General features: G+C 34.8%; 5 protein-coding genes. 3 read left to right on the top strand and 2 right to left on the bottom strand.

Annotated elements, in window-relative coordinates; genetic code table 11:
- Nucleotides 1–172: 172 nt before the first annotated feature.
- Nucleotides 173–409: a transcriptional regulator gene (locus tag G468_RS0116740; RefSeq protein WP_026824010.1), complete on the bottom strand. Its 237-nt coding sequence runs from the start codon at nt 407–409 to the stop codon at nt 173–175.
- 127 nt (nt 410–536) lie between these two features.
- Here G468_RS0116740 and G468_RS0116735 point away from each other — a divergent pair, with 127 nt between their 5' ends.
- Entirely contained in the window at nt 537–926 is a 390-nt protein-coding gene (locus G468_RS0116735; protein ID WP_026824009.1) for a helix-turn-helix domain-containing protein, read from the top strand.
- A 443-nt stretch (nt 927–1369) separates the two neighbouring features.
- Entirely contained in the window at nt 1370–1681 is a 312-nt protein-coding gene (locus tag G468_RS21625) for a hypothetical protein (RefSeq protein ID WP_051297179.1), read from the top strand.
- 142 nt (nt 1682–1823) lie between these two features.
- On the opposite strand, the gene G468_RS0116725 is transcribed toward G468_RS21625, so the two are convergent.
- Nucleotides 1824–2039, bottom strand: a complete 216-nt coding sequence (locus G468_RS0116725) for a Cro/CI family transcriptional regulator (RefSeq protein WP_026824008.1) — start codon at nt 2037–2039, stop codon at nt 1824–1826.
- A gap of 101 nt (nt 2040–2140) precedes the next feature.
- Here G468_RS0116725 and G468_RS0116720 point away from each other — a divergent pair, with 101 nt between their 5' ends.
- On the top strand, nt 2141–2791 hold the full coding sequence (locus tag G468_RS0116720) for a LexA family protein (protein ID WP_026824007.1): 651 nt from the start codon (nt 2141–2143) through the stop codon (nt 2789–2791).
- Nucleotides 2792–3039: the final 248 nt, after the last annotated feature.

Here is a 3039-nt window from a genome sequence, read left to right as displayed (position 1 = left end):
TGGTAGAAGTAAGATTCTAAATGCTCAGGTTTGCAGGTGATTTTGATAGTATTTGAATATTCCATGGTTATAATCCTTAAGTAATAAAATTCCCTACCTCGATATTCCTATGAGGTTGTGGTGGCTCTAACGCTTATTCAGAGCGAGTCAAAATGTTAAAGAACGGTGTTACTCAGAGAGTATTTTGCTTATTAGCAGGGATACCATCTGTTGGGTTTGGGTAAATATCAGGGCGTAGCTCGTGGGGAGTGATCTGCCACTCTAAAACTTTAGCCATTGAAAAAACGCATTCAGCAGGAACACGATTTCTAAACCAAACACTAATTGTCTGAGGACGTTTACCCAATTTACGACCTAACTCAGACTGAGTCGTGATAGCAAATATTTTATTTTTTAGATCTATATCCATACGAACTCCTCCAATTAGGTTTAATGATATTACAGATTTAATTTTAAATTTCAAATTATATTTGCAATGTTAATAACAAAAAAATTTTGTATGCTTTAATAGTGATAATTATTCAATGGGTAAAAGTATGAGTTTTCCTAAAAGACTTCAGCAGGTGTTAGATGAGCTAGGCTGGAATCAATCAGAACTGGCTCGCAGAATGGGAGTTAAGCCCCAGTCTGTTCAAGGCTGGTTGAAAAATGTAATACCTAGAATGGATAAGCTTAAGAAATTATCTGAAGTAACAGGAAAAACTGTAGATTGGTTCTTCTCCGATAAGTTAACAAATCAAGAAAATAAAAGTCATGAAATTTTTTCTATGAAAAAAAACACGCTTACGGAAAAACAAAAGTTGATATTACAATTATTTGAATCCCTTCCTGAAAGTGATGTTGATTTGATTCTAAAAGAACTAGAAATCAAAAAAAATTTTTATGAGAAGAAAATAGCAGAACTTTTAAAACAAAAAAGAATATAGTCTAAACTCTTTAAAACCCTCTTTTTTAAATTTTATTTATAAACAATTCAAATTTACACGCCTATAATTACAAATTAAATTATAAAATACATTGACAATTTAAATTTTAATTTGTAGATTATATTCCATCAACTCACTGCAACAGGCAAACGCCAAGACAAGACTCCGAGTTATCTGAAACCTTGCCAGACGTTGCTAAGTAGCCAGCCTGAGGCATATGAACATGAAGGCAAGTGTAGTCATCAGTACCTAAGTCATCTCGCTCTTTAACATATTGGGATCACCGCTCTGAATAAGCTTTAGAGCACCACCAAGTGAGTTTTGGGGTGTGTGAATATAACAAAACAGTTGAACTTCATTTTTACACCAGGGAATAAACAGACTGTGAGTACAAACCGGAAGTATCCGGCACACACCACTAAAACTTATTTAGGAGGAACAAAATGGCAACCATTATCTTTAAACCTAAAAAAGACAATGCTAAATCTCGTCGCCTGGCAAAGCAAATGGCATTCTGGGATAGGAAACGCGCTGAATACGAAGCGAAACCTAAGCCACGTTCTACAGAGCAAATCCTTGATTCCATATTCAACAAGCAAGATGATACCGTTAATACCCTTGCATCACTCACTCTCAATCTAAAAGACAAAAAGCCTCAGCCTTCATTTGATAACTGTTGCTTACCGAATACTTATCTCTATTCTGCAAGAAAATACTCAAAAACCCGCAAATCAAATAGCATACAGACAAAATGATTTGATAGTCTTTGCAGCAATCTTATCCTACACTTAATCCATAAGTTTCAGATAATAGTTATCCCTCCCGATGGGTTGGGAATTTAAAATCTCCCAATTTCAGGGAGGCCAGGTTGTTAAAGAGCGGTTTTTAAACTAAAAATTATATTTTGGTAAGATCATTATTTTTCTTTGCATAAAATGATGGATCAAACTTTAGTGCACCATTAGTTCTATATTCGGCTTCCAAAGCTCTAGATTTGGGTATTATTTGACCACTTCGCTTACGCCACATATATATAGCCTCTAAAGTGATGCCATAAAAATCGGCTATCTGTCTATTTTTACCAAAATATGACTTCAACTGATTAACTGTCATGTCCCCTCCATTTATATAATTTTATTTAGATTCTATAAAATAACTTTTATTAGGTCAATAAAAACTAAAATAAATTAGATTACAAATTTATGGAGTCTATTGTGAAAACATTAGGTCAACGCCTCAAATATTTAAGAAAACTAAAAAAATACACCCAAGTTACACTTGGAAAAGCTATAGGCGTTACAGGAGTTACAGTAGGATATTGGGAAAAAGACCTAAATGAACCTGGAGGTAAAGCTCTTAGCAAACTAGCAAGAGCACTTAATACAACAGAAAATTACTTATTATACGGAAAAAATCCAGGATCAGTGATTCCTATAAATAATAGTAATATTAGATTTATCCCTCTATTGACTTGGGAAGAAGCAATTTCTTTCACCAAAAATGGAGGGTATGAAATGCCTAACCAAGAAAAAGTAATCCCTGATTTTGTTAGTGCCTCACCAAAGGCTTTTTGTGTAAGAATAGATGACGATACAATGGTTAACCCTTATGGAGAGCCAAGCATTCCTAAAGGGGCAATAATCACTATAGATCCTTTAGATGAACCAACGAATGGAAAAATAGTTGCTGCTATCATATCTGATAATTTAAGTAATCCCCCACGAAGTATAATGATGGTAAAAAAATTAGTTATCGATGGACTTAATAGTTATTTAATGCCATTAAATCCCCGATACGACAAAATACTCATAACCGATTCTTGCGAAATTATTGGCACCGTTCGTGGGGTCCACTTCGAATTATAACCCTCTTGCTTTCATTCTGGCGGTCTCAGATCGCCATAAAACAAAATATATTTAGTTTTTAGTTGCAATATAAACTAAGTTATTTTATATTGATATCCATCAACTCACTGCAACAGGCAAACGCCAAGACAAGACTCCGAGTTATCTGAAACCTTGCCAGACGTTGCTAAGTAGCCAGCCTGAGGCGTATGAACATGAAGGCAAGTGACGACAGTTAAGCAGTACCGCTCTTTAACACTCTTTCGCTG

This window comes from Arsenophonus nasoniae DSM 15247 (assembly GCF_000429565.1).
GTDB classification, from domain to species: domain Bacteria; phylum Pseudomonadota; class Gammaproteobacteria; order Enterobacterales; family Enterobacteriaceae; genus Arsenophonus; species Arsenophonus nasoniae.
This window is presented reverse-complemented; position numbering and strand designations above follow the sequence as displayed.

Bases quoted from the DNA above. Each gene is read 5' to 3' on its own strand.
- G468_RS0116740 (WP_026824010.1), bottom strand. From the start codon at position 409: ATGGATATAGATCTAAAAAATAAAATATTTGCTATCACGACTCAGTCT.
- G468_RS0116735 (WP_026824009.1), top strand. From the start codon at position 537: ATGAGTTTTCCTAAAAGACTTCAGCAGGTGTTAGATGAGCTAGGCTGG.
- G468_RS21625 (WP_051297179.1), top strand. From the start codon at position 1,370: ATGGCAACCATTATCTTTAAACCTAAAAAAGACAATGCTAAATCTCGT.
- G468_RS0116725 (WP_026824008.1), bottom strand. From the start codon at position 2,039: ATGACAGTTAATCAGTTGAAGTCATATTTTGGTAAAAATAGACAGATA.